The organism is Pseudonocardia tropica (genome assembly GCF_040105315.1).
In the GTDB taxonomy this organism is placed as follows: Bacteria; Actinomycetota; Actinomycetes; order Mycobacteriales; family Pseudonocardiaceae; genus Pseudonocardia; species Pseudonocardia alni.
In genome coordinates this window covers 1-2,441 of sequence record NZ_JBEDNP010000063.1, presented here as the reverse complement: position 1 = coordinate 2,441, position 2,441 = coordinate 1, and the positions used below count along the sequence as shown (strand labels likewise).

Below are 2,441 nucleotides of genomic sequence, written 5' to 3'. Positions count from 1 at the left end.
CGCCTGCCTGGCCAGCACACTCGCCTGGTCCACCTGGCGCCGACGACGCCAGCACCAGGCCCGGACCTGCCACTACCGCCGCCGCGGCCAACGCCCACCAGCCTGACAAAACGCCGTTGCAGTATTAACCGGGCGTGGAACGAGCTCGGTGACCGTGCTGCTGCTGACCGTGTCCGCGGCGTTATCGACTACCTCCTGCGCGGTACCGAGGAACCCATCGAGGACCGCATGCAGACGCTCATCGATGCGCGGGGCGGACTCGGAATGACCGGTTTTAAGGAGAGTCTGCTCACTCGTACACTTTGTGTGATGTATCCTGACCGCTTTCTGCCAATTCTGACCTACTCTAGCCCGGCAGGAGGCAAGAAGGAGATCGCAGCCAGTGTGTTCGGTCTGGAACTACCCGCCATGCAAACCACCTCTATGACCACCGGTCGTCTAGTGTTCTGGAGCAACGACCTCCTCCTGAGACTGTGCGGAACCGGGTTTGCCGACGTCGCACACGCCTCACAGTTCTTGTGGTGGGCCCAACAGCGCCGAGCATGACCCCCGCAGATGGCCGGAGCCCAAGCAGCGGTCCCGTCCTCGCCCGGCTGGCCCCTGGGACGGCGTTGCAAAATGGGCGGATTTGCCACTTACGAGTCGTAGAAATGGATGACGTGCTCCAGCTCGACCATCGGACGCCAAGCCGATAATGAAGATTATGACAGGCGGTCTAATCGGAATGCAGCGGATGACCGACGACGTTCTTCCGAGATCCGGGCGGCCCGCCGGTCGGATCAAGTGACTATGACTTACATAGTCACACCAGGATCCGACGTACCCTGCTGGCCTGTGCTCGCATGATCCCGTCATCTCACCGGCGGCTCGCTCTGATCGATCAAGGTGTTCCGCTGGCTCAACTCTCACCGTGAGACCGCGTGGACCAGACGCGGCAGCTCTACGTTCTCCTCGTTGCATCGCTAGTGCAAATCACGAGGAACTTTAGTTGGCGCTAACGGTGGTCATCTACCCTGATTTCCATAATAGAATCCTGTCGCCGCTCCGACTAGGCCGACCAGAGGGGCAAGCAGAATTCCCAACAGATCTGAGAGCTCTTTGACAGTCGTCGCCAAGATGATGGCCCGAATGCAGATTGTGAGGACAGTCGCAGAGAGCAAGAGGAAAAGAAGTGCCGCAAGACCGCTTCGAGCGATCTCGCGCCACCGCTCCACCGTGAACTTCGACTCGACGAAGACGGGACCTGCCTCGGCGTTACCGGGAACGTCGTTCTCCTCGACAAACTCCGACAGCGCTCCCACATCCGGATCAGCGCCAGGGCTGCCGTCCTGATGGTCAGAGGTCATCGACGCCGACTGCTCTTTATCGGTCCCCTCAGGCGAGGCCACGGCCACCGTCCCACACTCTGATCCAAACGTGTCCGTAGATCAGACACATGTCCGTGCCGGATGGTGATGTCGCCTCCGGTTCGATGTCCTCGACGAACTCATCTGAGTCGATCAAGTGATTGCCAGCTCGCCGAGCGAGACCAGGAATCCGGCAGCCGTTCCACTCGGAGTCACACTCCGGGATCGTGTTCTCGACGAACTCGTCGAACTGCCCCGTCAAGGGGTTGTCGGACGAGTTTGACGACGGCACGGGTGGACTCCTGGCGACACGTTCAACACGGTGTCGCCAACCTTAGCGCACTGATCGTGTCAGCCCCGGCTCAACGTCACCCGGACGAGCCGACCGGTATTCACTCGGCGGTGAACGGGCGGTTACACAACATGGAGCTGTGTCTTCTCGCCCTTCTTGTCCTCCGACCATAGGGTCGTGTCCGCTCGCCTCGCCGCTTCGAAGAAGCCGAGGAGCGCTATGGCTCGCCGGATCGCCTCAGTCGTGGTGATTCCCCGTTCGCGGGTCACAGACCTAAGGATCTCGGCGGATTCCTCGTTGATATTGACCGAAAGTCGCTGATGCGTCGACATAGCTCACTCTTCCAGTGTTGCCGCTCGACTCCACCTGCACCTGCAGGTTCGGGAGCGTGAAGGAGCACGGTTACGAAATGAGGAGACATTCCAGCAAGTCGCGCGAATCCCTTATCGCCACTCGTCTTCGGAACGTTCGCACACTCAGTGCAACGACTGAATGTCTATCCTCGTTACGCCTGCCGCGCAGGAAGTTCTGAGATTTTGCTAGAAGCTCTGGTTCACTTCTGGTTGAGCCGCGAAGACCGGTTGCACATAATCAATGGCACACCATCCTCACATGTTGGCTGCCTCGCGAAGCGCGAGCCTGGTCAGGCTGGGCGGCCAGCGCAACCCGTCTCGACGGCTGCGCGACGATGCTAGGCGTCGCACCGCAGGGCGTCTGCATGAGAGCCATCATGGCGATTGGCGTGCATCCTGTCAACACGGGGTGTGGTCATGATGTACATGCTAGACGCACGGTGCCTACAT

The 2,441-nt window shown here is 60.1% G+C and carries 3 protein-coding genes; 1 reads left to right on the top strand and 2 read right to left on the bottom strand.

What is annotated here, in order from left to right; translation table 11 throughout:
* Positions 1-546: hypothetical protein (locus tag WHI96_RS27440; protein WP_349302505.1), on the top strand; the 546-nt coding region annotated here is incomplete at its 5' end.
* A gap of 458 nt (positions 547-1,004) precedes the next feature.
* On the opposite strand, the gene WHI96_RS27435 is transcribed toward WHI96_RS27440, so the two are convergent.
* Both WHI96_RS27435 and WHI96_RS28025 read right to left on the bottom strand, forming a co-directional pair.
* Positions 1,005-1,394, bottom strand: coding sequence for a hypothetical protein (locus WHI96_RS27435; protein WP_345650460.1), 390 nt, complete (start codon positions 1,392-1,394; stop codon positions 1,005-1,007).
* 366 nt (positions 1,395-1,760) lie between these two features.
* A complete protein-coding gene (locus WHI96_RS28025; RefSeq protein WP_425571670.1) occupies positions 1,761-1,970 on the bottom strand; it encodes a ribbon-helix-helix protein, CopG family in 210 nt (69 codons plus the stop codon).
* Positions 1,971-2,441 lie beyond the last annotated feature (471 nt).